The sequence below is a fragment of the Rummeliibacillus sp. GQ308 genome (genome assembly GCF_059759115.1).
This window is the reverse complement of record NZ_JCAXDQ010000001.1, coordinates 1913976-1939253: the sequence shown is the minus strand read 5'-3', so window position 1 is coordinate 1939253 and position 25278 is coordinate 1913976. Positions and strand designations below refer to the sequence as shown.

General features: G+C 40.1%; 31 protein-coding genes and 1 other annotated feature. Of the genes, 30 read left to right on the top strand and 1 reads right to left on the bottom strand.

Translation table 11 applies throughout. The annotated features are described in order from the left end of the window. From AC6CHJ_RS09690 to pheA, 24 genes are all read left to right on the top strand, one after another. On the top strand, positions 1 to 1044 hold the full coding sequence (locus AC6CHJ_RS09690) for a type IV pilus twitching motility protein PilT (RefSeq protein WP_392993066.1): 1044 nt from the start codon (positions 1 to 3) through the stop codon (positions 1042 to 1044). Further along, a complete protein-coding gene (locus tag AC6CHJ_RS09685; protein ID WP_392993068.1) occupies positions 1041 to 2249 on the top strand; it encodes a type II secretion system F family protein in 1209 nt (402 codons plus the stop codon). The genes AC6CHJ_RS09690 and AC6CHJ_RS09685 overlap by 4 nt, the downstream gene beginning before the upstream one ends. Before the next feature lie 124 nt (positions 2250 to 2373). Further along, entirely contained in the window at positions 2374 to 2826 is a 453-nt protein-coding gene (locus tag AC6CHJ_RS09680) for a prepilin-type N-terminal cleavage/methylation domain-containing protein (protein WP_455677407.1), read from the top strand. A gap of 150 nt (positions 2827 to 2976) precedes the next feature. Next, a complete protein-coding gene (gene pilM / locus AC6CHJ_RS09675; protein WP_498288258.1) occupies positions 2977 to 3957 on the top strand; it encodes a type IV pilus biogenesis protein PilM in 981 nt (326 codons plus the stop codon). After that, positions 3954 to 4541 (top strand): hypothetical protein, encoded by a 588-nt coding sequence (locus AC6CHJ_RS09670; RefSeq protein ID WP_498288256.1) that lies wholly within the window; start codon positions 3954 to 3956, stop codon positions 4539 to 4541. The genes pilM and AC6CHJ_RS09670 overlap by 4 nt, the downstream gene beginning before the upstream one ends. Continuing rightward, positions 4538 to 5395 (top strand): hypothetical protein, encoded by an 858-nt coding sequence (locus AC6CHJ_RS09665; protein WP_498288254.1) that lies wholly within the window; start codon positions 4538 to 4540, stop codon positions 5393 to 5395. Before AC6CHJ_RS09670 ends, AC6CHJ_RS09665 begins: the two co-directional genes overlap by 4 nt. A 12-nt stretch (positions 5396 to 5407) precedes the next feature. Further along, positions 5408 to 6163, top strand: coding sequence for a prepilin peptidase (locus tag AC6CHJ_RS09660; RefSeq protein WP_498288252.1), 756 nt, complete (start codon positions 5408 to 5410; stop codon positions 6161 to 6163). 84 nt (positions 6164 to 6247) lie between these two features. Beyond that, positions 6248 to 6877: a hypothetical protein gene (locus AC6CHJ_RS09655; protein ID WP_249774511.1), complete on the top strand. Its 630-nt coding sequence runs from the start codon at positions 6248 to 6250 to the stop codon at positions 6875 to 6877. Between the two features lie 94 nt (positions 6878 to 6971). Continuing rightward, positions 6972 to 7583: a Maf family protein gene (locus AC6CHJ_RS09650; protein ID WP_249774510.1), complete on the top strand. Its 612-nt coding sequence runs from the start codon at positions 6972 to 6974 to the stop codon at positions 7581 to 7583. Continuing rightward, positions 7573 to 8271 carry a RadC family protein gene (radC, locus tag AC6CHJ_RS09645; RefSeq protein ID WP_304621415.1) on the top strand — a complete coding sequence of 233 codons (699 nt, stop codon included), beginning with the start codon at positions 7573 to 7575 and terminating at the stop codon, positions 8269 to 8271. Before AC6CHJ_RS09650 ends, radC begins: the two co-directional genes overlap by 11 nt. A gap of 95 nt (positions 8272 to 8366) precedes the next feature. Beyond that, entirely contained in the window at positions 8367 to 9383 is a 1017-nt protein-coding gene (locus AC6CHJ_RS09640; protein WP_147195809.1) for a rod shape-determining protein, read from the top strand. Between the two features lie 14 nt (positions 9384 to 9397). Continuing rightward, on the top strand, positions 9398 to 10300 hold the full coding sequence (gene mreC / locus AC6CHJ_RS09635) for a rod shape-determining protein MreC (RefSeq protein ID WP_147195807.1): 903 nt from the start codon (positions 9398 to 9400) through the stop codon (positions 10298 to 10300). Next, entirely contained in the window at positions 10300 to 10827 is a 528-nt protein-coding gene (mreD, locus tag AC6CHJ_RS09630) for a rod shape-determining protein MreD (protein ID WP_066788529.1), read from the top strand. The genes mreC and mreD overlap by 1 nt, the downstream gene beginning before the upstream one ends. A gap of 23 nt (positions 10828 to 10850) precedes the next feature. Continuing rightward, positions 10851 to 11522, top strand: a complete 672-nt coding sequence (gene minC / locus AC6CHJ_RS09625) for a septum site-determining protein MinC (RefSeq protein ID WP_066788527.1) — start codon at positions 10851 to 10853, stop codon at positions 11520 to 11522. 1 nt (position 11523) lies between these two features. Further along, positions 11524 to 12321, top strand: a complete 798-nt coding sequence (gene minD / locus AC6CHJ_RS09620) for a septum site-determining protein MinD (RefSeq protein WP_066788525.1) — start codon at positions 11524 to 11526, stop codon at positions 12319 to 12321. A gap of 186 nt (positions 12322 to 12507) precedes the next feature. Beyond that, on the top strand, positions 12508 to 13029 hold the full coding sequence (locus AC6CHJ_RS09615) for a peptidoglycan DD-metalloendopeptidase family protein (RefSeq protein ID WP_066788522.1): 522 nt from the start codon (positions 12508 to 12510) through the stop codon (positions 13027 to 13029). Further along, positions 13029 to 13649, top strand: coding sequence for a M50 family metallopeptidase (locus AC6CHJ_RS09610; RefSeq protein WP_498288250.1), 621 nt, complete (start codon positions 13029 to 13031; stop codon positions 13647 to 13649). Before AC6CHJ_RS09615 ends, AC6CHJ_RS09610 begins: the two co-directional genes overlap by 1 nt. 35 nt (positions 13650 to 13684) lie before the next feature. Then, positions 13685 to 13759, top strand: a sequence feature (ribosomal protein L21 leader region). Between the two features lie 13 nt (positions 13760 to 13772). Next, positions 13773 to 14081 carry a 50S ribosomal protein L21 gene (gene rplU, locus AC6CHJ_RS09605; RefSeq protein WP_066788515.1) on the top strand — a complete coding sequence of 103 codons (309 nt, stop codon included), beginning with the start codon at positions 13773 to 13775 and terminating at the stop codon, positions 14079 to 14081. A gap of 15 nt (positions 14082 to 14096) precedes the next feature. After that, entirely contained in the window at positions 14097 to 14438 is a 342-nt protein-coding gene (locus tag AC6CHJ_RS09600; RefSeq protein ID WP_066788512.1) for a ribosomal-processing cysteine protease Prp, read from the top strand. 12 nt (positions 14439 to 14450) lie between these two features. After that, positions 14451 to 14747 carry a 50S ribosomal protein L27 gene (gene rpmA, locus AC6CHJ_RS09595; protein WP_066788509.1) on the top strand — a complete coding sequence of 99 codons (297 nt, stop codon included), beginning with the start codon at positions 14451 to 14453 and terminating at the stop codon, positions 14745 to 14747. Between the two features lie 198 nt (positions 14748 to 14945). Next, positions 14946 to 15482 (top strand): Spo0B domain-containing protein, encoded by a 537-nt coding sequence (locus tag AC6CHJ_RS09590; RefSeq protein WP_249774509.1) that lies wholly within the window; start codon positions 14946 to 14948, stop codon positions 15480 to 15482. Further along, entirely contained in the window at positions 15482 to 16771 is a 1290-nt protein-coding gene (gene obgE / locus AC6CHJ_RS09585) for a GTPase ObgE (protein WP_392993095.1), read from the top strand. Before AC6CHJ_RS09590 ends, obgE begins: the two co-directional genes overlap by 1 nt. An 18-nt stretch (positions 16772 to 16789) precedes the next feature. Continuing rightward, a complete protein-coding gene (gene thrR / locus AC6CHJ_RS09580) occupies positions 16790 to 17245 on the top strand; it encodes a transcriptional regulator ThrR (protein WP_066788500.1) in 456 nt (151 codons plus the stop codon). A gap of 11 nt (positions 17246 to 17256) precedes the next feature. Further along, a complete protein-coding gene (gene pheA, locus AC6CHJ_RS09575; protein WP_392993098.1) occupies positions 17257 to 18114 on the top strand; it encodes a prephenate dehydratase in 858 nt (285 codons plus the stop codon). Between the two features lie 41 nt (positions 18115 to 18155). On the opposite strand, the gene AC6CHJ_RS09570 is transcribed toward pheA, so the two are convergent. Beyond that, on the bottom strand, positions 18156 to 18689 hold the full coding sequence (locus tag AC6CHJ_RS09570; RefSeq protein WP_392993101.1) for a transcription repressor NadR: 534 nt from the start codon (positions 18687 to 18689) through the stop codon (positions 18156 to 18158). 204 nt (positions 18690 to 18893) lie between these two features. On the opposite strand from AC6CHJ_RS09570, the gene AC6CHJ_RS09565 reads away from it, so the two are divergent. From AC6CHJ_RS09565 to queA, 6 genes are all read left to right on the top strand, one after another. Next, on the top strand, positions 18894 to 20048 hold the full coding sequence (locus AC6CHJ_RS09565; protein ID WP_392993103.1) for a pyridoxal-phosphate-dependent aminotransferase family protein: 1155 nt from the start codon (positions 18894 to 18896) through the stop codon (positions 20046 to 20048). Positions 20049 to 20261: 213 nt separating this feature from the next. Then, the gene (locus tag AC6CHJ_RS09560; protein ID WP_498288247.1) at positions 20262 to 21575 is read left to right on the top strand and encodes a LysM peptidoglycan-binding domain-containing protein; all 1314 of its coding nucleotides are present in this window, start codon (positions 20262 to 20264) and stop codon (positions 21573 to 21575) included. Next, positions 21576 to 22436: a phosphotransferase gene (locus AC6CHJ_RS09555; RefSeq protein WP_392993108.1), complete on the top strand. Its 861-nt coding sequence runs from the start codon at positions 21576 to 21578 to the stop codon at positions 22434 to 22436. Positions 22437 to 22561: 125 nt separating this feature from the next. Continuing rightward, the gene (gene ruvA, locus AC6CHJ_RS09550) at positions 22562 to 23182 is read left to right on the top strand and encodes a Holliday junction branch migration protein RuvA (protein WP_066788483.1); all 621 of its coding nucleotides are present in this window, start codon (positions 22562 to 22564) and stop codon (positions 23180 to 23182) included. A gap of 19 nt (positions 23183 to 23201) precedes the next feature. Next, positions 23202 to 24206: a Holliday junction branch migration DNA helicase RuvB gene (gene ruvB / locus AC6CHJ_RS09545; RefSeq protein WP_147195788.1), complete on the top strand. Its 1005-nt coding sequence runs from the start codon at positions 23202 to 23204 to the stop codon at positions 24204 to 24206. A gap of 19 nt (positions 24207 to 24225) precedes the next feature. Beyond that, positions 24226 to 25275 (top strand): tRNA preQ1(34) S-adenosylmethionine ribosyltransferase-isomerase QueA, encoded by a 1050-nt coding sequence (gene queA, locus AC6CHJ_RS09540; protein ID WP_150284695.1) that lies wholly within the window; start codon positions 24226 to 24228, stop codon positions 25273 to 25275. Positions 25276 to 25278: the final 3 nt, after the last annotated feature.

Below are 25278 nucleotides of genomic sequence, written 5' to 3'. Positions count from 1 at the left end.
ATGACAAAATCAATCGTTGAATTACTAACATATGCAGATGAAGCCAATGCATCCGACCTGCATGCCACTGTCGGCGTGCCACCATATTACAGAATCAATGGAGCATTGCAGCCATATGGGGAACAAATACTAACGCCGGATGATTTAAATAAGATGATTTTAGAAGTTTTGCCACCTCATCGAATGGAAGAATTCGAGACAAAAGGTGAAGTAGACTTTAACTATTCACTTCCAGGGCGATGCCGTTTTCGAATGAATGCCTATCATCAGCGAAATAGCTCCACATTGGCAGCGAGGAAAATCACAGCGGAAATTCCTACAATCGATGATTTGGGCATGCCTGCTGTATTAAAAGAATTGTGTCAAAAACCTCAGGGACTCATTCTTGTGACAGGGCCAACAGGATCAGGTAAATCAACGACACTAGCAGCAATGATTGATTATATTAACAAGCATCAAGCGAAACACATCATTACATTAGAGGACCCTATTGAATATTTGCATAAGCATGGACAATCAATTGTTAATCAGCGAGAAGTAGGATCTGATACTAAGAGCTTTGCCAATGGACTGCGAGCAGCTCTTCGCCAAGATCCAGATATTATTCTAGTAGGTGAAATGCGAGATTTGGAGACGATTTCAACAGCTATCACGGCTGCTGAGACGGGGCATCTTGTTATGGCGACATTGCATACAAGCAGTGCGCCGACAACAATTGACCGTATTATTGACGTCTTCCCGCCGCACCAGCAAGGCCAAATTCGTATACAGCTTGCCAATGTGTTGCAAGGCATTATTTCTCAACGCCTGTTTAAACGGATAGACAAACCAGGGCGAGTAGCTGCGACCGAAATCTTAATTCAAACACCTTCTGTCGCCAATCTAATTCGCAATGATAAAGTGCATCAGCTGACTAACATTATGCAGACTAACCGCGCACTCGGTATGCATACAATTGATAGTTCAATTCAACAGTTGCTCGCTAAGCGCTTAATCGACTTCGAAACAGCAAAGGTATACATGAATGCGGGTGATTTTGCATGACGGTCTACCGCTTTACAGGACGGAATATACAAGGTGTCATGGAAAAAGGCACGATAGAAGCTGATTCAAAGCAAATAGCGATAAAAAAATTACGTGACCGTGGCATTAATCCTCGGCAAATAGAAGAATCGAAAAGTATTCTGCATAGGGATTTGACACTTGGTAAAGCGATGAAAAATGAAGATTTCGTTATTTATTGCCGCCAATTCGCCACATTAATTCGTGCCGGAATTTCCATTGTAGAGGCAACCCATATTCTAGCGGATCAAACGTCAAGTAAGGGCTTGAAGAAAGCGTTGAAGGGTGTAGAAGAAGACCTACGTTCAGGGATTGCCTTTTCTACCGCTGCTGCTAAGTATCCGAAAATCTTCCCTGTTCTTTTCGTAAATATGATGAAAGCGGGAGAAGCAACAGGGAATCTTGATGAAACGTTGGACCGTATGGCGTTTAGTTATGAGAAGTCATTTAAATTGAAGAAGAAAATCCAATCAGCAATGAGTTATCCGATTGTACTTGTTGTTTTGATTATTCTGGTGTCTGCGTTTATGCTGCTATGGCTTGTGCCCCAATTCACGGCAAACTTTGCTAGCTTTGGAGCGGAATTGCCGGCTATCACGTTGATGGTACTTGGTTTCAGTAATGCGTTAAAAGCGTATTGGTGGATATTCTTGCTCGTAGGGGGTGCTATCATTGGCTCTTTCCTATATCTCTATAAAAAAAATCCCAAGTTTAACTTTTATGCACATTACTTTTTATTAAAAATGCCGATTTTTGGGAAAGTGCTGCAAAAGTCAGCCATCGCTCGGATGACGCGGACGCTCGCTTCACTTTTCAGCAGCTCAGTCCCAATTCTAAATGCATTAAGTATAGTCGAGAAAATTATCGGCGATCCAGTGATTGAAGAGGTTGTACATAAATCACGTACCTCACTTGAAAAAGGGAGCTCGTTAGCAGACCCATTAAAAGAAAGCTGGGTCTTCCCGCCACTCGTGACACAAATGGTCTCAATTGGTGAACAGACAGGCTCCCTCGACTACATGCTTGAAAAAATAGCTGAGTTTTACGAAGACGATGTGGATCGCACTGTCGATTCATTAAAAGCGTTAATCGAACCAATTATGATTATCCTCTTAGCAGGCATTGTTGGTTTTATTATGGCAGCCGTACTGTTGCCGATGTATAGCTTGTATGAACAAGTTGGTTAAACATAATTGATATTGAGAGGGGGTGAAAAGGAAATTGATGCACGAAAAGAAAGCGAATTTCCTAGGTAAGGAATCTACATACAAAAAAGGAGGAACCGAAATGTTTAATAAAATGAAGTTGAAAATGAAGAAAGTCATGAAAAATGAGAAAGGTGTAACATTAATAGAGTTATTAGCGGTTATTGTTATTATTGCGATTATTGCGTTGATAGCAGTCCCAGCTATCGGGAACATTATTCAAAACTCAAAAGATAAGGCAATTTTGGCTAATGCACAAACAGTTTTATCAGGTTCAAAGATTGCTATTTCAGAGGGAGTTTGTGGAGATCCTGTTGAAGCTCAAGATAAAAAAAGCACGAGTATTACTTGTGATAAAGGTACTTTACAACCATATGTTGATGGTGTGTCATTAGGTGCAAATGACCAAGTGGTAAAAAAAGTAGATGATGCTGGTAAGACAACATATTCTATTACCTATGCAGAATTAGGGAAAATTAAAAACTCAAAATTTAGCAATGGGGTTACAAGTAATGTAATCACTGATGATCAACTAGGTAAAAACATGGGGAATAAATAATAGACAAATATTCAACAGCAGCCATGGCTGCTGTTCTCCATCTTTAATCTTTCGCTGAAGAAAGCAACCCAAGCAAACTACCAACCGTTGCTTTCTCCACCGAAGCATTAAAGCTATAAAGCTTTTTCTTTTCTCCTAGGGGGTACTGATATGTTGTTTAAAAAGAAAAGACGCCATGTGGCGCTCGTATATAATGATTTTATGTTAAAGGCACTGGCATCAAACAGTGATGATTTGTCTCAAGCTAGATACTTTTCCGTTGCACTTGAGGAAGGAATGGTCGTAGAAGGCATCATTGAGGATGAATTTGCCTTTTTTGAGTTGTTAAAAGTACAGGTGAAGAGTTGGGGCATTAAAGGATATGATGCCCGTTTTTATGTACCTGAGAGCACGGTCATGATGAAGAGCATTGACCATCCTTCTGACCTAAAGGGCAAAAGTGAAATAAGAGCATTTGTTGAGATGGAGATAGGGCGGTCGATTCATTTGCCCTTTGAAAATCCATTGATTGATGTATATGATGCAGATGAAAATGATGGTAAGGCTACTATTTTCGCTACGAATGCGGATGAAGTAAGGAAAATTACAGGACTCTTGGATGATGCAGGCCTTCATCCGTCTGTTGCTGATATTAAGGTGATCTCACTGCTTCGCCTTGTAAATGAAGCGATTGATGGTTTGATTGAATCGACGACACTTCTTATTGATTGGAGCATCAATGAATTGTCACTCGCTATTTATTCTGGAGGAGAAGTGGAATTTTTGCGTTTCCAAACAGTCGAGACAGAGCGTGCGAAATGGAGAACACGCATGACAGAAGAAGGCTTTGATTATGTTTATGAAGATGATGTCATGAACTACCATGCTGCGCTTATGGAGCCTTTAGCTGAAATCGAACGGATTATTAATTTTTATAGATACTCGTTAAATAAAGGGGAAAAGGGTGTGGATCGGCTGTTATTGACAGGAGATAACCCTGAAATAGCATATATTGCCGACATGCTTGAAAGCCAATTAAGTTTACATGTTGATGTGTTTGATGATGAGTTAATGGCAAAGGTCACGCCTGATTTCCATGCACAGCAAGCAGGTTTGGTTAGCCTTGCATTGAAGGAGGCTCCCACAGCATGATTCCAAATATTAACCTCCTTCCGAAAGTTGAGCGTAGGACGTCCAATAGATCGTTATTATGGCTCTCTGGCACGATTTTGTTTTTGATCTTCCTTGGTGTAGGGTCTTATTACTATTCATTGCACAGTGAAGTTCAATCACTCACTCAACAGCACCAAAACCTAGCAAGCCAGATAGAAGCCTCGCAAAAAGAAATGGCCAGTCTGCAAACAGCAGGGCAAGGCTCATTTGACCAATCTGTACAGTATGTCGAATCGGTATCCTATCCGGTAACGCCTATTATTGACAGTGTGAAAGGCTATTTGGCCTCTTATGAGAAGCTGACTTCACTTACATACGGTGAAACAGGTGTGACCGTCATTATTGATTTTGAAACGCTACATGGCATCTCTACATATGTCCAAAATGTTTTGACAGACCCATTATTTAGCGATGTACAAGTAACTAGTGTCGAGTCCTTCGACCCAGCAAAAAAAGAGTACGATGAAGCTGTAGAAAGCGATCATTTAATCCCACGTTACAAGGCGACGATGGTGCTTTCTATTAACAGAGCAAAATTACTGGCAGAAGGTGATACTCAATGAACTCACTCGGACAAAATAAAAAAGTGACAACCATTCTAGTTATTACGCTCGTCTCCTTAATAGCATTTGCGATATACTACTATCTTCTTATGCCGAAAATGGAAGAGAGAGATGCACTGAATGCGCAGATAAAAGATGCACAAGTAGAAGCAGTAACTCTAAATAATCAAATTAAAACAATGAAAGACAATCAGCAAGCAACGAAAAAAAGCCCAACAGAATTGATAGCTAAGGTACCAACATCAATTGGATTAAGTGATTTAATTAAATCGATAGAACAAGTCGAATTGGCGAGTGATACGCAGATAGTGGATATGGCGTTTAACAACTATGATGCATCAGTAAAGGAAACTCTACAAATAACAATTGAAGATAATAATTTGGATAACGGCCAATCAACTAATGCTAACAATGCAACTAATGGCCAGGCCCAAGCTACAGGCGATATAACTACAGATGAAAATGCAAATGCTCAGACAACAACTGATGCTGCAACGAATAATAATACAAGAACTGAAAATGCAAACGAAGTGGTAGCAGACAAACAAAATAATGAAGAGACATTGCCTGTTTCTCCGATTTCGCTTGATAGTCTACCAGATTCATTAAAGTTGGTTACGATGAATGTGACGGTCGCATCGAAAGGCGAAAAAGAAATTAAAGAGTTTTTAAAGGAAATTGAGATATTGCCGCGAATTATGCGTATAGATGCAGTGACGTATGAATCCCCGAATAAAGACGTTGAAGCATCAACAGATTCAGAAGAAAATACAAAGGACGAGTTATTGCAAGCGACCATTCAACTTACAACTTTCTATTATGTCGGTCAAGTGGATGATCAAAACGTGAAATAGGAAGTGACTAATTTGGTTATTGTGTATGCGATGGTATGTATGATTTTTGGCTTTGTTTTTGGTTCTTTTTACAATGTGGTGGGATTAAGGGTGCCTCGGCATGAGTCTATCGTGTCGCCTCCTTCTCATTGTGAAGGGTGCGGCAGGCGTTTGTCAGCTTTAGACTTAGTGCCCGTCTTGTCCTATCTTTTTCTGGGAGGGAAATGTCGAACTTGTGATGCGAAAATTGGCTTTTTCCATCCTTTTATGGAATTGTTGACAGGCCTTTTTTTCGGGCTTGCTTATTTGCATTTCGGACCTTCTCGAGAGCTAATTGTCGCTCTTCTCTTTATATCATTATTGGTGATTATCACCGTTTCTGATATCGTCTATATGTTAATTCCTGATAAAGTTTTATTGCCTTTTGCGCTTATATTGATCATTTTACGAGTGGTATCGCCACTTGAACCCTGGTGGGACGCATTTGCGGGAGCGGTCATTGGCTTTAGTATTTTATTTTTGATTGCACTTGTTTCAAAAGGAGGAATGGGTGGCGGAGATATAAAGTTATTCTTTGTCATTGGCCTTGTACTTGGTATTCAGCTTACAATGCTGGCACTCTTTCTATCAGCACTCATTGGGCTTGTAGTAGGCCTTTTCGGTATAGTATGGCAGAAAAAAGGACGCAAACAGCCAATCCCTTTTGGTCCTTGGATTGCGTTAGCAAGTGTAATCGTCTATTTTTACGGGGAGAACTTGCTCGAATGGTACAGTAATTTGTTTTTTTAAAGAGAAAAGTTTTTAGGACAAGGCGACAGCAGTCTTGTCTTTTTTTATGCCATTTCTGATAGGGTAATAGGGAGGAGTGATGACATGAAATTTAATCGTGGCAAGAAACGAGAAAAGACACATTTTATGATGGCTGCAGTAGTACATGGCATTTTGATTGGAGTAGCAGGGGTATTGCTCTTCTTTTTCATCCTAAATGCTGCTGAAAAACGGACAATCGCTGAGGAAAAGGAATTACCGAAAAGCAGCGCATTACAAAAAGTAAAAAATACGAGTAGCGAATCAAAGTTCTATGCCATGCAATACGGCGTGTATTCATCTGAACAAGCTGCAAATGATTTTCTAGCAGGTCATCCTGAATTAGTGAACGTCGCAATTGTGCCGGCAGGAAAACAATATTACTTATGGGGCGGGATTGACCATAGAGAAAAGAATATCAAAAAAATTGTCAATAAAGATTCCTTCATCAAACCTTTCGCATTGTCAGGAGCTAGTTGTGATGAACAAGGATTAAAAATGTTACCACAGATGCTTAGAGCCGACAACTTGTCGAAATTAAATTTTAATAATTCTAAAAAAGCAACAGTATTACCAATGAATTGGAATACGAATGTGAAGGCAGTTACTAAAGGATCCAAAGAATTAGAAAGTGTAAAATTGCAGTTATTGGCTCATTATGCAGCCCAAAACGACTGCCTTAATATTAAATTTTAAACTGTTAAAGCATACAAAAAATAAATTTCACCTATTTTCCGTAATTTCCCTTATTTGTACTGTTCGATTATGATAGCAAAAAGGGGGAGAGCACATGTCTATCGTTTTAAAGAAAAATATCATTCTATTGAATCCTGAGGGAAATTGTGAAGAACTTTTTGAAGAGCTTCAACTGCCTTTTTCAACCACACATCAACACATCCCGGTGGGTGATCATTTGCCGGAAAATCCTTTCGAATATGCTAATACAACCGTTGTCATCAAATTGCTTCGTATGAAAGCACCTCATGAGTCGCTTTGTTATTTGCATGTGAAGCGCGTTATTAGCATAGAGGGCATTCTTTTGCCATTGCCCCAATCCAAAAATGAAGCAAGAAACTTTCTAAAACGTTTATCTAATAGGCAACACCGCGTGACGACAGCTGTAGGGATCCGATATGATCAACAGCTCTCGTCTTTTGTTGTTGCATCAGATGTGACGATGAAATGCTTGTCAGAGAAAATAATCCAACAATACATTGAAACAGGGGAACCTTTCGAACAAGATATTGGTTATAATATTATGGGAGTCGGACAGAACTTAGTCAGTAGGATAGATGGCTGCAAATATAATGTTGCAGGCCTTCCTACCAAAATATTAAAAGACTTTTTGAGCGAAAAAGGGATTATGTCGGCATCAGAGGAGGCGGAAGTGCATGGCCACTAATATGGACCTTCCCTTGATGATCCGCGATGTGCATGTTGATGATAGACCAAGAGAACGTCTTAAAAGGCAAGGAGCCGAAAGTTTATCGAATCAAGAACTCATCGCTATATTGCTGCGGACAGGCACAAAAAAAGAATCGGTGCTTCATCTTTCTAATCGTATATTGACGCACTTTGAACAGCTGCATGAGCTGAAAAATGCAACAATTGAAGAAATCACCGCAATTAAGGGGATTGGTGAGGCAAAGGCGATTCAACTTTTAGCTTCCATAGAACTTGGCAAAAGACTACATAAGCAGAGGACAGACGAACGCTATACGATTCGTTCTCCAAAGGACGCAGCGAATTATTTAATGCCGGATATGACATCGCTTTTGCAAGAAAACTTTGTGACGCTCTTTTTAAATGTCAAAAATCAAATTATTCATCAGCAAACGATTTTTATCGGTAGTTTAAATGCAAGTATTGTGCACCCACGGGAAGTATTTCGTGAAGCGGTAAAACGTTCGGCTGCTTCTATCATTTGCGCACACAACCACCCAAGTGGTAACCCTGCTCCAAGTCCGGAAGATATAGACGTGACGAAGCGTTTGCAAGAAGCTGGTTTAATTATGGGGATTGAGCTTCTTGACCACGTAATTATAGGAGATCATCAATTTATAAGTTTAAAAGAGAAAGGTTATATGTAGTACTGTAATTTTTCCTACTTATCCGTTATAATGAAACGTATGATTTTCAAGACTTCTTAAAGTTTATGGCTAAAAATAGAAAGGAAGAACAAAACGTGTTTGGATTAGGTGGAAAAGATGTCGGGATTGACCTCGGCACAGCAAATACATTGGTATTTTTAAAAGGAAAAGGCATTGTGCTTCGTGAACCATCAGTAGTAGCGAAGAATACAAAAACAGGTGAAATTGTAGCAGTTGGTAATGATGCGAAAAATATGATCGGTCGTACACCAGGATCTATTGTAGCTATTCGTCCGATGAAAGACGGAGTTATTGCAGATTTCGACATTACTACAACAATGATTGAGTATTATATGAAAGAAGCAATGAAAGCTTCAGGCGGCAACTGGAAAAAACCAAATGTGATGATTTGTGTACCATATGGTATTACTTCAGTAGAACAGCGTGCTGTTATTGATGCCTCTCGCCAAGCTGGCGCAAAAGAAGCATACACAATTGAAGAACCATTTGCAGCTGCAATTGGCGCAAATCTACCAGTCTGGGAACCTACAGGTAGTATGGTAGTTGATATCGGTGGAGGTACATCTGAAGTAGCGGTAATTTCATTAGGTGGTATTGTAACAAGTGAATCTGTCCGTGTTGGCGGGGATGCGATGGATGCTGCTATAACAGCTTATATCCGTAAAACATACAACCTGACAATCGGTGAACGTACAGCTGAAACTATCAAGATGGAAATCGGTTCTGCTAGCCCAGAAGGTGAAGTAGAGACAATGGAAATTCGCGGTCGCGATCTTGTGACAGGACTTCCTAAAACTATTGAAATCACTTCTATTGAAATTGTAGATGCTTTAAAAGAGTCGATTGCGGCTATTATTGACGGCGTAAAGAAAACACTAGAACAAACGCCACCAGAATTATCTGCTGATGTAATGGAACGAGGAATTGTACTTACTGGCGGTGGCGCGCTGCTTAAAAACTTGGACAAAGTGATCAGCGACGAAACAAATATGCCTGTATTTATTGCAGAAAACCCATTAGACTGTGTAGCGATCGGAACTGGTATGGCACTTGACAATATCGATTTAATGCGTCGCCACCAATCAAAATAAGGGGGAAATAGGCAATGCCACAGTTTTTTTCGAATAAGCGATTAATATTGCTGCTTGTCGGCGTAATCCTCTTAGTGGCATTGATTAGCTTTACCTTACGTGATCGACAAGCCTCGCTTCCCGAGCAGATTATTAAAGATACGGTTGGTTTTGGACAATCGATTGTTGCTAAGCCTGCAAGCTATATTACAGGATTAGTCAATAATGTAGACGATTTAATGAATACGTATGAAGAGAATAAACGTTTAAAATCGCGCTTGGAGGAATTCGGCACATTACAAGCTAAAGTCAATGAATTAAAAGTAGAAAATGACAAGTTAAAAGATTTAGTTGATAAAAAAGATGATTTGCGCAACTTCAATCCGATTCAGGCTAATGTAATTGCGCGAAACCCCGACCAATGGGAAGAAAAGCTGATTTTAAATGAAGGTTCAATGAATGGCGTAAAAGTAAATATGGCAGTGCTTACATCTAAGGGATTGATTGGTAAGATAGTACAAACTACACCTTATACATCCCAAGTAGAACTTCTATCGACAAATAATACAAATTATCGTGTATCTGCTGTGATTGCGAATAAAAAAACAGAGGCATTTGGTTTAATAGAAGGGTTTGATCCGAAGCGCAGCGAATTAGTATTAAAACGGATTGATTCAAGCCTTGCTGTTAAAAAAGGTGATAAAGTAACGACATCCGGCCTTGGCGGTATATTTCCTAAAGGTATCTTAATTGGAGAGGTTACAAAGGTTTCTACAGATGACTATGGGTTGACAAAACTTGCTTATGTTAAACCGGCAGCTGATTTTTCTATGCTTGATCATGTGGTAATTGCCAAACGCCAGTCAATTGCTATTGACGGTTCAGATGGAGCTAATACAGACAAATCAACTAAAACAGACGGAGGAGATCAAAAGTAATGGCGCGATTTCTAATTCCGTTTGTTGCTGTTGTGCTCTTCTTTTTGGAACCTGGTTTTTCATTGTATTCACCCATCGAATGGCATGGCCATCTCTATTATTTAGTGCCGCGGTTTTTAATTCTGTATTTAATCTTTTTGTCAATTTATTATGATCGTAAGCGGGCAATGATGTATGGATTAATATTTGGGGTATTGTATGATATTTTCTATATTGATATTATTGGATTATATACATTCCTGTATCCGTTCATTTGTTTTGTGGCGGGTTCTACAGTGAAATATATACATCAACATCTTGCTATTACTACCATCCTTTCATTAGTGCTTGTAGCGCTTTTGGAAATTGTTTTGAACCAATTTTTCTTACTCATTTCTTTTACGTCTGTACCCTTTACAGAATTTTTAAATCAACGGTTGATTCCAACCATGATTGCCAATTCTATTTATCTCATCATGCTCGGATGGACGTTTAAGTATTTAATCGAAGCTCGTGTGTTATTAAAGGCAAATCAATCAACGTTATAGCAGAGAAGCGTGAGGTGAAGCATTTGACAACTAAGCAGCTAGTCTTAATTAAAGGAACGAAAGAAGGGCTCGTGCTTCAGCTAGATGATCAGTGCGCTTACTCTGATTTATTAGATGAATTAAAGCGCAAAGTCACAGAAGAAGGGCTCGAAGGACAAGCCGAAGTTACTATCCATGTAGGAAATCGATATTGCAACCAAGAGCAGCTGAAAGAAATTCTCCATATTGTTCAAGAATCAAAGTCATTAAAAGTGACAAAGATTAAGAGCGACGTAATTACGATGGAAGAATGCAATGAAAAGCTTTTGAGAAACCAATCATCTACTTACATAGGTATTGTACGTTCTGGACAAGAAATAAAGGCTGACGGTGACCTTGTTGTCATTGGGGATGTAAACCCGAATGGCAAAGTGGTTGCTGGCGGCAGTATTTATGTAATGGGTCGATTGAAGGGAATGGCGCATGCGGGGTTTAACGGCAATCGCGATAGTGTAATCGCAGCCTCATGGCTTGAAGCGACACACCTAATGATTGCTGATTTAATGGAATTAATGACCAATGAAATTACCATTCTCGCAAACAAACCTGAAATGGAATGTGCGTATATTCATACAAACGGCCGCATTGCGATTGATCGGTTGCAGGATTTACGAAATCTGAGACCAAATTTATCGACATTTAAGGGAGGAAGCTAATGTGGGTGAAGCTATTGTAATTACTTCGGGTAAAGGTGGAGTAGGTAAAACAACTACTACAGCTAATTTAGGTACTGCATTGGCACTTCAAAATAAAAAAGTTTGCTTGGTCGATACGGACATCGGTTTACGAAATCTAGATGTTATTCTAGGGTTAGAAAATCGGATTATTTACGACTTAGTAGATACGATTGAAGGACGTTGTAAGGTCCATCAAGCATTAGTGAAAGATAAGCGCTTTGATGAATTGCTTTATCTTTTGCCTGCTGCTCAAACGTCTGATAAAAACGCTGTGACGCCACAACAGATGAAAACGCTGATAGACGAATTAAAGCTTGAGTTCGACTATGTTTTAATAGACTGTCCAGCAGGGATTGAGCAAGGCTATAAAAACGCAATAGCAGGAGCTGATCGTGCAATTGTTGTGACAACTCCTGAAATTTCTGCTGTTCGTGATGCTGACCGCATTATTGGATTGCTTGAAAAAGAAGAGATTGAACCGCCGAAATTGATTATCAACCGAATTCGGCCGCAACTGATGAAAAGTGGTGATGCGCTAGATGTAAATGAAATCACTACACATCTTTCCATTGATTTACTTGGTATCATCCCAGATGATGAACATGTTATTCGTTCTTCTAACAAAGGTGAACCAATCGTTATGGAACCATCTACACAAGCAGCTATTGCTTACCGAAATATTGTTCGCCGTATTTTAGGTGAATCTGTGCCGCTTATGACATTAGAAAATGAACATAAAGGTGTCTTTGCCAAAATCAAAGCCTTGTTCTCAAGATAATTGTCTATAGCTACATAATGTAAAAGTCTTTTGGAAAAGAATTTCCGAAAGGCTTTTTATTTTATAGTCGTATGTCCTAGCCTAGTACAAGAAAATTAGTAATAGGTTTGATTGATTATAATTCTGTACTGTTTATTCATACTCCCTCATAAACTAATAGAAAAAGTCTTTTGGGGGTGTGGAGTTTTGAGAAAATGGAAGATTGCTGTATGGATTGCGATCATTTTATTTACCGTTCTTTTTTTAGAGAAAAAGCAAATAATAAAGAGTGATGTAACAGATTACGTTCTTTCAAATGATGACCTATTTATATTAACAAAGTGGACAAAGAGCGTATTCCATGAGGAGGAAAAGGTGCCTGTTATGGCTCCGGTGACAGATGCGTATATCAGTAACTATGATACAATGCAAACTTTTTCAAAGGGCGTTTTGCTCTCTTATGATAAACCAATGACTATTTACGCGAAGCATGACGGCTTTGTCACATTTACAGGCAACACAAAGTCTCTAGGCAAAACGATGACTGTTACATATGATACGGGAGAGAGGGTCACGTATGGCTTATTGAAGACATTAGATTATTTGCCGTATACCTCGCTTAGAGAAGGCGAAGCCCTATCATCAATGGAGCCAGGCACGTTTTACTTGCAGGTGGAACGCAAGGGTGCCGTTTTAGATCCTGGTTCATTAAAAGAATGGCTACAATAATGCTGAAAGTGAAGCTTCACCCAACACTTTTGCCTATCATCGTTTGGCTAGTTCTGACAGGACAGTTTGCAAACTATGCACTGTTATTTTTATCATTGTGCATTCATGAGTTAGGGCACCTGATAGTTGCATATCTTGTGGGGGCCAATATAAAATCCTGTGTGATCATGCCTTATGGAGGCGAAATACAATTCAGCAAGAGCTGGCAAATGACCAAACAGCAACAGTTGCTCATTACCATGGCAGGTCCGTTTGCCACTCTTCTCTTATTCCTCCTAGCACTCTTTTTTTTGCCACAAAATTTGAGCATGCCCTTGCAAACAATTCAGCTTTTATTACTCTTATTGAATTTATTGCCGATTTGGCCGTTAGATGGAGGACGGATCGTTGAAATCCTGTGGAGTGAAAAAAAATCAATTATCCAAACAAAAACGTCTTTTTTAGCTTTTTCTATGTCCTGTTGTTTCCTGTGCATGCTAATGGCATTATTATATATACCGGAATCTTTCTTTTTTATTTTGATACTTATTCTCTTATTCATTCAAAATATACAGGCATTTCGATACCGTCGATATGAACAAGCTTTCGAAAACATCGTATTAAATAGGTTGACGCCATAGTTTTGGTATGATAAAATTTCTAATGTTATGTAGCACCCGTGCTACAACCGCGCTGAAAAGGTTTAAGCATCAATTATGATCACCTATTGAAGGCGAGTCTGAGTTATCTAAGGAGGTGCAGTTATGTACGCAATTATTGAAACTGGTGGTAAACAAGTTAAAGTAGAAGCTGGCCAAGCAATCTACGTTGAAAAAATCAACGCACAAGCTGGTGAAACAGTTACTTTTGACAAAGTTCTTTTTGTTGGTGGCGATGACGTTAAAGTTGGTGCTCCATTCGTTGAAGGAGCAACAGTTACAGCTAAAGTTGAAAAACAAGGCCGTGCGAAAAAAATCGTTGTTTTCAAATTGAAAGCTAAAAAGAACTACCGTCGTAAACAAGGTCACCGTCAACCATACACAAAATTAGTTGTTGAAACAATCAACGCTTAATGATGGGGTGATATTGTGATCACTATTACAGTTCATAGCGATGAAAATCGAAAGTCATATGGCTTTGAAGTCTCAGGTCATGCCTATTCAGGCGATCCTGGTCATGATTTAGTATGCGCCGGCGTATCTGCCATTGCTTTCGGCAGTGTCAATGCGATTGGACAAATACTTCAATTACAACCGGGGATTGAGCAAGGCGAAAACGGGGGATATTTATCCTGTGTTATCGACCAAACGACTCTTGATGCTGAGCTTGATGCAAAACTGCAAATTATTCTCCAAACAATGGTAACGCAATTCTATACGATGGTTGCCAGTTACGGAGATTTTATCGAATTAAAATATAAGATGATCTAGGAGGTGGAACATATGTTACTAGTATCTTTAGATTTGCAATTCTTCGCTTCTAAAAAAGGTGTAGGTTCTACTAAGAACGGTCGTGACTCTGAGTCTAAACGTTTAGGCGCTAAACGTGCTGATGGTCAATTTGCTACTGCTGGTTCTATTTTATACCGTCAACGCGGTACTAAAATTTACCCAGGTGAAAACGTAGGTCGCGGTGGTGACGATACTTTATTCGCTAAAATCGATGGTGTTGTAAAATTCGAACGCCTAGGTCGCGATAAACGTAAAGTCAGCGTATACCCAGTTGCTCAAGAAGCTTAATAGCAGGGTATGAAGACTAGACGGCTGTCTCAAGAGTGTATCTGCACCTTGAGACAGCCTCTTTCTTTATAATAATCATACCTTATCAAAATCGGCTTTCGCTCTATTTTGCGAAAGTCGTTTTTTCAAATAGAAGAAAAATATTTCTGGAATTGGTATACTAATATTGCAATTGTTCAAGCAAAGGAGCGTGTAGTCTTGTCGAAGCATCAATCACTCAACGTAAATGAAGTGCTGCGCTTTGCGAACCATGATTTTATGAATCAACTTCAATTAATCAAAATGAACCTTGATTTGGGTCGCCTAGAAGAAGCGAAAAATGCTGTTGAACAAACAGCAGAGCAATGCAAAACCTTCTTTTCAATCAACAAAATGGGTTTGCCAAAGACAATCGACTGGATTCATACACTAGAATGGCGCTATCCAAGTATTCATGTGAACGTAGAAACTAACATTGATGAAAAGATTAACCAAGAAGCAGACAATGTGGTATGCGATTATTTAGAAGGCGCTATTTCACATATCTATGAAGCGCTTGATCCATTCGTAGACCAACAGCTATCGTTGCAAATATATGCTAGTAACCAACAATTTGAAATAGAATTTCATTTAATTGGCCATTGGAGCCAAAAAGAGCATTATCATATTCTAAAGCACCCATTCATCATGAATGAAGAAATTTCTTTTACACAAAATGAATGGCATATGATTATTACGAAAAAGGAGGGAATTTAATGTTTGTCGATCACGTAAAAGTTTATGTTAAAGGTGGAGATGGCGGCGATGGAATGGTAGCCTTCCGCCGTGAAAAATTTATTCCAAACGGTGGCCCGGCAGGCGGTGACGGAGGGAATGGCGGAGATGTTGTATTTATCGTAGATGAAGGTCTACGTACATTAATGGATTTCCGTTTTAAACGTCATTTTAAAGCAGACCGCGGCGAACATGGTATGAGCAAAAATATGCATGGCAAAAGGGCTGGAGCTATGTATGTATCTGTTCCTCCAGGAACTGTTGTGACGGACGAAGAGACAGGTCGCGTTATTGCAGATTTAGTAGAACATGGACAAAAAGCAGTCATTGCTAAAGGTGGCCGCGGTGGTCGCGGAAACTCTCGTTTTGCTACACCTGCAAATCCGGCTCCGGAACTTTCAGAAAAAGGTGAGCCTGGCCAAGAGCTAAATGTAGTTTTAGAACTAAAAGTATTAGCTGATGTTGGATTAGTTGGATTCCCAAGTGTGGGCAAGTCAACCTTATTATCTGTCGTGACCTCTGCTAAGCCTAAAATCGGCGCTTATCATTTTACTACAATAGTGCCTAACTTAGGAATGGTACGTGTAGAGGATGGACGAAGCTTCGCTATGGCAGATTTGCCAGGGTTAATTGAAGGCGCATCAGAAGGAGTTGGACTTGGACACCAATTTTTACGTCACATTGAGCGTACTCGTGTAATCGTCCATGTAATTGATATGTCTGGTATGGAAGGTCGAGATCCATATGAAGATTATTTGACAATCAACAAAGAGTTAGAACAATACAATATGCGATTGACTGAACGACCGCAAATTATTGTTGCCAATAAAATGGACATGCCGGAAGCGGAAGAAAACCTAGAAGAATTCCGTACTAAAGTAGGAAGCGATGCTAGAATATTCCCGATTTCTGCTGTTTCACGCCAAGGCTTGAAAGAAATGCTATTTGCTGTAGCAGATCTATTGGATGAAACGCCAGAATTCTCAATGAATGAAATCGAAGAGGAAGAAACAGAAGCAACGGTTCTTTACAAACATGAGGCAAAAGGCAAGGACTTTGTTATTACACGTGATGATGACGGAGCATTTGTGTTATCTGGGGATTCAATTGAACGCCTATTCAAGATGACAGACTTTAGCCGCGAAGAATCTGTTCGCCGCTTCTCACGCCAAATGCGAGGTATGGGTGTGGATGATGCTCTACGTGAACGTGGCGCGCAAAACGGCGATACGGTTCGTTTGTTGAAATTTGAATTTGATTTTGTTGAGTAGGATTCAGGGGGGAAAAGGATGAAAAATATAGCAGATCAACGCTATTATCTAGTACGCGAAGATGTGTTAACAGATGCCATGCAAAAAACATTGGAAGCCAAGCATTTATTGCAAACAGGTGCTGTTTCTTCCATATGGGATGCTGTGAAACAAGTCGATTTATCAAGAAGTGCGTTTTATAAGTATCGAGATGCTGTTTTCCCTTTTCACTCCATTGTACAAGAACGCATTTTAACTGTTTTTTTGCAGCTTGAAGACCGTAAAGGAACGTTAGCAAGGCTTTTAAACACTGTAACCGACGCGCATTGTAATATCTTAACAATCCATCAAACAATCCCTATCCAAGGCCGTGCAAATGTGACACTTTCACTTGATGTAACGGTAATGGAAGGGGAATTGGATGAGTTAATCCAACGTCTCAAAAAATTAGACTTTGTCGAATCGGCGGAGGTAATTAGCTCAGGCGCTTTATAGGAGGGAGTTTATTGTCACAGGATCAACGTGTAGCTTATTTAGGACCAGAAGGAACTTTTACACATTTAGCAGCACAGCAACTCTTTTTAGATGATCAGCTTTCTTCATTTCAAAGTATTCCTGCTTGTATCGAAGCAGTTGCGAGTAAGCGCGTGAGTTATGCAATCGTGCCGCTTGAAAATGCGCTAGAGGGTACTGTACCTCTAACAATAGATTACTTGTTTCATGAAGCGGAATTATATGTCGTAGGGGAAGTATTGACGCCGATTGAACAGCATCTTTTAGTGCATCCGCAGCAAGCTAAGAATTGGGAAACATTAACGGATATTTATTCGCACCCGCATGCACTAGCTCAGTGCCATAAATATTTGCACAACCATTTTCATGGAGTTCCGTTGCGTGAGACAGCTTCTACTGCTGCTGCAGCCAAGTATATTGCTGAGCATCCGAATGAGTGCATCGGAGCGATTGGCAACAAAGCGGCTGCTGAAACGTATAAGTTGAAAATTGTAGAACGTTATATTCATGATTTTCACTTTAACCATACACGATTTTTCATATTAGCGAATGAAAATCAACGCTTGTTGCAACAGGGCCATGAGGAACAGATAAAGACCACGTTAATGATTGAACTGCCTAGCGACCGTTCAGGAGCTTTACATCAAATATTATCTGTCTTCGCGTGGCGCCAAATTAATTTGAGCAAAATCGAATCACGTCCATTAAAAACAGGCTTAGGTGATTACTTCTTTACTTTAGATGTATTGGAAGACGAAAATGCGCCAATGATGAGAGGTGCAATGGAGGAACTGGCTGCGCTAGATTGCACTGTGAAAACTTTAGGCAGCTACTTTACATATAAAAAGTAACAAAAAAAGTGTCCAGACATGATGGACACTTTTTTGTATTTCTAATTATTACTTAGAAGATAATTTTTTTGTTGTAAAAGTCTTTCGGCCAGGTCTAATTGCTCTTCTGTAGGAGCAGATATTGTATGCAGATGTGAGCCGCCTGTTAATGCCGATAATGGTGTAGCATTGGTTTCACGTGATTTTTGAAGGAATTGTTGCACCTCAAAACGATTTTTAACCATTATAGCTGCAGTGATTTCTCCATATAATGGATGTTCAACTGTCACATCTTTCACAGTAATGCCTGCATCCACTAGCGTGTTCAACTCATCTTCTGTTTGGTCGGCTGTATGGTGAACTGCGATTTGGCGTTCAAATACTTGCTGCTTAGACTCTATGCTCATATAAAGATAGCCTTGGCTCGTAGCGATGATAGGCTCATTGCGGGCTTTTAATAAAGCAATGTCATTTACTATTACTTGCCGAGATACATTTGTTTTCTTGGCAAATTCTGTTCCAGTAATTGCTTGTCCGGTTGTTTTCAGTAAATCTAATAAATAAGCCCTGCGTTCTTCTCCTAATAATTTTTTCATACATAACACCTCAAAATAGCTTAAGTGTCTTTAGTGTACCATGAAATCAATTGTCGTATCTGTTTAATTGGCACTTGTTTGTAGCAAAACTTATGTCGTCTTGCTGTGCTAAGCTCTCCTAGACACGTACTATCATAATCTTTGGTATAATAAATTTAGGAAAAGATAAAATACCTTTATTAAACTGTTAAAGGAGAAAAATGTATGTATTCAAATATTCTAAGACATCCAGGTCCAACACCTATACCTAAGAAAGTGCAGCTTGCAATGAGCCAAGATATTATTAGCCATCGAAGCGAAGAATTCGTTAAGCTATTTCGTGAGACTACTAATCGCGTAAAACCTATCTTTGGAACAAAACAAGAAATCTTACTGCTCCCATCTGGTGGTACTGCCGCATTAGAAGCAGCTGTTGTTAACACTGTTTCCCCTGGTGAGGAAGTTGTCGTAGTTAGTATCGGTGCCTTTGGTGATTATTTCGTTTCTATTTGCGAAAAACATGGGTTCCATGCGCATGTATTAAGAAAACCTTGGGGCGAAGCATGTACCGCTGAAGATCTTGCTACATTTTTAGAACCTTTATCAAATATTAAAGCTGTATTTGTCACTTATAATGAAACTTCGACAGGTATCTTAAATCCGGTTAAAGAACTGGCGAAAGTTGTACGTGAGAAATCAGATGCATTGTTTATCGTAGACGGAGTAAGCTGTATTGGTGGGGTTCCTGTCAAAATGGATCAATGGGGCATTGATATATTGGTAACAGGATCACAAAAAGCAATGATGCTGCCGCCGGGTCTTGCCTTTGTTAGTGTCAGCGACAGAGCGTGGAAAGTAATTGAAGAGAATGAAACCTCTGCCTATTATTTGAATTTATTAAGCTACCGAGAATGGGCACAAAAAGGTATGACGCCAAATACACCAGCAATTACATTGATTTATGGTCTTTTTGCAGCATGCGATTTGATTGAAGCAGAAGGCTTTGATCAAACAGTTGCTCGCCACGAACTTATGAAGGATATGGTACGTGTAGCTATGAAAGCATTATCTATTGGGGTGTTAACTTCTGACGAATATGCTTCACCTACAATCACAGCTATTATGGCACCTGAAGGAATAAATCTTTCTCAATTCCTTGGACATTTAAAGAAACAATATCATCTTGATTTTGCTGGTGGACTAGGCGAACTACAAGGGAAAATCTTCCGTTTTGGTCATATGGGATACTGCTTCCCAAGTGATATTTTGCAAGCTATTTCTTTAATAGAAGCAGGTTTGCAAGATTTTAATTATTCTTTCGAACCGGCTGCAGGTATATCTGCAGCACAAAAGGTTTTTCTGGAAGCACAAAAAAAATAAAATAATCTTCAGCTATGAGATTATAAACCTGTTCCTGAATGTGGGAGCAGGTTTTTTTGTTGTACAGCTAATAACTAAACTCCCTTTTTTAAGAAATTTCTTCTAGTTTGTCGATTTGTTGCATAGTGTAACATGAAAGGCCAATCAAATGACGAATTAAGTGTCCAATTCCCGATGCTTTTCATATGGTAAGGAGACGGAAGGAGGAAAAACGTGCGCGTTCATACTGTCAAAAAGGGCGATACATTGTGGAAAATTGCGAGGCAATACGGCATTTCCTTTGAAGAATTAAAACGATTAAACGCCCATCTAGCGAATCCTGACTATATTGTTCCTGGTATGGAGCTATTCCTGCCTGAACCAAAAAAAGAGGTGCCAAAAGAGCACCACACACCGCCGGTGAAAGAAATGCCGAGAGTAAAAGAGGTGCCGCACCAACCAAAAGAGCTGCCGGTTGTCCCCCCGAAGGAGCAAACGGTGTTGCCGCCAAAAGAGCACCATGTACCAAGACCGAAGGAACAACCAAAAGAGCATCATGTTCCAAAGCCAAAAGAGCAACCGAAAGTAATGCCGCCAAAGCCGCCGATGCCTGTTAAAGAAAAAGAAGTTCCGGTTCCTATTCCAGTTCCGGTACCAGTACCTCCACCGGAGCCAGTGCCAATGCCTCATCCACACCCGTTTGAAGAAAGTCGACCTGTAAGAGCTAGAGTGGAGATCATTGAGCAACATGAAGAACAATTCATCATTCAACCGAAAAGAGAGGTAGTGGAGTACAAACCAAGCTTACCTCCAGTACCGCCTGTAATGCCATACTTACCTCAACCCCCACTGCCTCCAAAATATGAAGGATGTAAGGAAGAGGTATATCAACCTTGCTACCCTATAATGCCAATGCCAATGCCAAAACCGGTCCCACATTTCTGCAGCAGTTGTGGTTGCGGAGGTAGCCATCCAATGATGCCAATGCCGATACAGCCACTTTGGCATGCACCTGCACCCCATTGGATGGGCCCAATGCAGCCACAGTGGCAAATGCCGGAATCTACAAGAGAGTGTGAATCAACAACGTTTGATCAGCATGCAGTGCCACTGCCACCACAGAACATAAGTGGCTGTAGCAGCTGTGGCGGAGGACAACAAGTGATGCCATGGCCAATGCCTGCACCGCAGTGGGGACCGCCAATGGCACAACCAATGCCACAGTGGCAAATGCCTGAAAAAACTCAAGAATGTGAATCATCTTCATTAGATACACCAAAACACCATGACTTCCATGGGCATGATTATTATGGTCAATTCCCGCAGCAAATGGAGCAAAGTGGCATGCCGCAAAATATGGCTCCTCAATATGACCAGCAGTGGCAGTTCGATCCTTATGCTATGCCTCAAGCCATGCAGTATTATCCAATGCCACCTCACCAATGGCATGGAGCTTGCAACTGTCCAGCTTGCTTATCGGCTCAAGGATACTCCTACCATCCATACTATGCGCCACAATTCCCGCAAGCGGGTTATGAGACCTATTAGTTGAACAATTTTCAGATAAAAAAAAGAATCAAAAAAAATGTTTGGCAATGTCAAGCGGGCAATAAAGAAGTAATGGTCAAAAAATATGAGCATATACTGGTTGCGAAAAAAGTGAAAGCGGTTCATGATACGCTTGCTGACATGGAATTTCCACATACGTTACCTAATACAAAGTTAGAAAATAATATTCTGACTCAACCATGGGTGAAAAACGCACGGCGATTTAACTATAAATCAAAAATAGATCGCAAAAAATCTCTTGAGCTCATTCACCAATTGCACAAAACGGGGAAGAATAATAATTGGTCTAAGGCTGATTATTATTTGCCCGCTTATGATTTGCAATTGAAATGGCAAGAACGCCTTCAGAAATTCATTATGCATATTCCACAAATCTCAATATACTTAGGCAACGAAAAATGTGACCAACTTGTTCTTTATGCAAGAAAAGCGCTCAAAGAACTGCAAAATGTAGAGCCTTTGACAAGCAAAAAAACAATTTTGCATGGGGACGTCGTTCACCATAACTTTTTAAAAGATGCCAAAGGGAAAGACTACATGATCGATTTTGACCTTTGTGCGTACGGCCACCCAGAAGAAGAGCTCATCATGTGGATGCATCGCGTTTTGCCGCATGTCCAATACAATTTAAAATCGCTCCTAAAAGAGCAGCCGTTATTATCAGACTTTCCTAAAAGCAATTTGCAAGCATTGCGTTATCCGAATGAGTTGTTGCGTGAATGGTTGTATGTAAAAACAGTCGAAAATGAAAAGCAACAAACGTTTGTGGAGGATTTATTACGCTTTACGGAAGTGGCGCTCTCTTCTTGGCCAAAATTATGGTATGATTGTGGTAGGTAAAATAATGATATTATTATATTTTAAGATAGGTCTTTCATGGCCTATCTTTTTTAAGGCGAAGGCGAACATGCATCCGCCGTTTAAAAGTGCTATAATGAATATCGTTACGCAAAAAGGAGAATGTTATGTACGACTACATAATTGGCACGGCTACACGCATTACCCCCGAATATATTGTCGTTGAACAGCAAGGGATTGGCTGGCAGTTATTTACGCCGAATCCGTTTGCTTTTCAAATGGACAAGGCCGATGTAAAGTTCTATACACATTTGCATGTTCGGGAAGATGCGCAGCTATTATTTGCCTTTCAATCACTAGAGGAGCGAGAGTTATTTCGAAAGCTGATTCAAGTGTCCGGTATTGGACCAAAAGGAGCGCTTGCCATATTAGCTAGTGGCAATCCACAACAAGTTATTCAGGCGATAGAACAAGAGGATGAGAAGTTCCTTGTTAAATTCCCTGGCGTTGGGAAGAAAACTGCTCGCCAAATGATACTTGATCTAAAAGGAAAGCTTGGCAGCCTGCTTGATAATATAGAATTAGCAAGTGCCCAAGATGAACTGCCGCTATTTGGTGTTCATCATAATAAGGATGAGTTAGAGGATGCTTTGCTAGCACTTGCAGCATTAGGTTATTCTGAAAAAGAATTAGCCAAAATTCGCATACCGCTTGAAAATAATGAGGGCTTAAATACAACAGAAGATTATATGAAACAAGCTTTGAAGTTACTGTTAAAACAACAATAACGGATAGGAGGTAAATAAAATGGAAGAACGAGTCGTATCAAGCGAAGCTACTGCGTTTGATGAAGGTTTGGAGTTGTCATTGCGCCCACAAAATCTTGCGCAATATATTGGTCAGCAAAAGGTCAAAGACAACCTAAAAATCTTTATCGAAGCGGCAAAAATGCGAGAAGAAAGCTTAGACCATGTCTTGCTTTATGGACCTCCGGGGCTTGGGAAAACAACCTTAGCCGCTGTCATTGCGAATGAAATGGGTACAAATATCAAAATGACGAGCGGTCCAGCAATTGAACGTCCTGGCGACTTAGCAGCGATTTTGAGCTCCTTAGAACCTGGCGATGTGCTATTTATTGATGAGATTCATCGTTTGCCTCGAGCAATAGAAGAAGTTCTATATCCAGCAATGGAAGATTTTTGTTTGGATATTGTGGTCGGTAAAGGGCCAGAAGCAAGATCTATTAGGTTGGATTTGCCTCCTTTTACATTAGTTGGCGCTACCACTAGGGCAGGAGCGCTATCTGCTCCACTTAGAGACCGTTTTGGTGTATTATTACGATTAGACTACTATGATGAATATTCTTTAGCAGAAATAGTGTGCAGAAGTGCAGAGCTCTTCGATGTCGTGATTGACCAAAATGCTGCAGGTGAATTAGCAAGGCGCTCAAGGGGTACCCCGCGAATTGCCAATCGCTTGTTAAAAAGGGTACGCGATTATGCCCAAGTGATCGGAGACGGAGTAATCTCTCACTTCCTCTCACAAGATGCATTAGAACGTCTGCAAGTTGATCCACTGGGACTAGACCATATAGATCATAAATTGATTGTAACTATGATCGAACGATTCCGTGGCGGGCCGGTCGGATTAGATACGATTGCGGCAAGCATAGGTGAGGAATCAACGACCATTGAAGACGTTTATGAACCTTATTTAATGCAGATTGGTTTTATTCAGCGTACACCAAGAGGACGAATCGTTACAGCTCTAGCCTATAGTCATTTCGGTTACGAAAAAACACAAGAATCTTAATATAAAGAAGGAAAGACAAATGAAATTAGAAGACTTTGATTATGAATTACCAGAAGAATTAATTGCCCAAGTACCACTTGAAGACCGTACTTCTAGCCGGTTGATGGTATTAGATCGTGAAACAGGCGAGGTATCACATCATCATTTCAGAGATATTGTCAATGAACTCCAAGAAGGAGACTGCTTAATCTTAAATGATACACGCGTGCTTCCTGCCCGTTTGATTGGTGTGAAAGAAGAAACAGGTGCCCATATTGAGGTATTATTGTTAAAACAAACGAGCGATGATGAGTGGGAAACATTAGTCAAACCTGCAAAACGAGTAAAAGTAGGAACTGTTCTTACTTTTGGCGAGGGTCTGTTAAAAGCTACTTGTACTGGTGAGTTGGCGCATGGTGGTCGAATGTTTAAATTTGAATATGAAGGCATTTTTATTGAAATCTTAGAAAAACTAGGAACAATGCCACTGCCGCCGTATATCCATGAAAAATTAGAAGACCAAGAGCGCTACCAAACGGTTTATTCAAAAGAGCTTGGATCAGCAGCAGCACCAACAGCAGGACTTCACTTTACAGAGGAACTATTGGAGGAAATCCGACAAAAAGGTGTGAAAGTTGCATTTTTGACATTGCATGTCGGCATAGGAACATTCCGTCCAGTAAGCGTCGAGAATATTGAGGAACACGATATGCACGCTGAATTCTATCACTTAACTGAAGAAACAGCCAGCATTATTAAGGAAACACAGGCTAATGGTGGACGTGTAATCGCTGTGGGTACTACTTCTACTAGAACACTTGAAACAATCGCGCATCGCAATAATGGAAATATAGTCGCTGAGTCTGGCTGGACTACCATATTCATTTATCCAGGGTTTGAATATCTAGCTGTTGATGGTATGGTGACGAATTTTCATTTGCCAAAGTCTACATTGGTAATGATGATAAGTGCCCTTGCAGGGAGAGAAAATGTTCTGAACGCTTATAAAATTGCTGTAGAAAACAAATATCGTTTCTTCAGCTTTGGCGATGCCATGTTCATCCGACCTAAAAGAAAGAAAGGAAATTAAATT